Genomic DNA, 851 nt, shown 5'->3' with positions numbered 1-851 from the left:
TACCTGTGCCAACAACGCATCAAACCCTTGCTCACCATCCACCTGATTCCGTAGCGCCAAGGTGTTCACAAACATCCCTATCAGCCCTTCCGTTTCACCATAGTGACGGTTCGCTATCGGACTACCCAAACAGATATCATGTTGCCCCGTGTAACGATAAAGTAGTCCATTAAATGCCGCCAACAACGTCATAAATAAAGTACTGCCTTGCTGCTCCGATAACCGCTTTAACTGTGCCGATAACCCACTATCTAGAGTAAAAAGGTGTCTAGCACCTGCTGTACTTGTCACCCCTCCTCGTGGATAGTCTGTCACCAAATCTAAAGTCTCAGCGACACCCGACAACTTCTCTCGCCAGTACCCCAACTGTTGCTCCAGTATGCCTCCCTCACCAAGGTACTTTCTTTGCCACACACTATAGTCAACATATTGGATCGGTAGAGGCTCTAAGTTCACTTCCTTCCCTACCCGCAAGCGCTCCATTATCTGACTAAACTCTTTTATCATTACTCCCAATGACCAACCGTCACTGATGATATGGTGCATGTTCAACATCAGAATATGCAGCTCAGCACTGAGCTTAATAACCTGCCCTCGTATCAAAGGCCCTGTCGATAAATCAAACGCCGTATTGGCCTCTTGCTGACAAATTCTCCGTGCTTGAGCATGACGCTCCGCTTCCTCTGCCTCGTGACTCAGGTCTATTTGAGTTAATCTAAATGCTTGCTCCCTCAACGGGAATCCAGTGACTGCGGTACCATCCTCTGTCACTCTCGGAACCGCCACTATTTTGGGTATCTCTTGCTGCGCCGCACTACTAATTAACGCTGCCAATCCCGCCACCGTTGGCC

1 protein-coding gene is annotated in these 851 nt (G+C 48.9%); it reads right to left on the bottom strand.

Features of this window, described 5'->3' with window-relative positions:
• Positions 1–834: condensation domain-containing protein (locus tag BB427_RS01270; RefSeq protein ID WP_254663559.1), on the bottom strand; the 834-nt coding region annotated here is incomplete at its 3' end.
• Positions 835–851 lie beyond the last annotated feature (17 nt).

Origin of the sequence: Pseudoalteromonas sp. BMB (assembly GCF_001709235.1) — a bacterium.
Lineage (GTDB): Bacteria > Pseudomonadota > Gammaproteobacteria > Enterobacterales > Alteromonadaceae > Pseudoalteromonas > Pseudoalteromonas maricaloris.
This window is presented reverse-complemented; position numbering and strand designations above follow the sequence as displayed.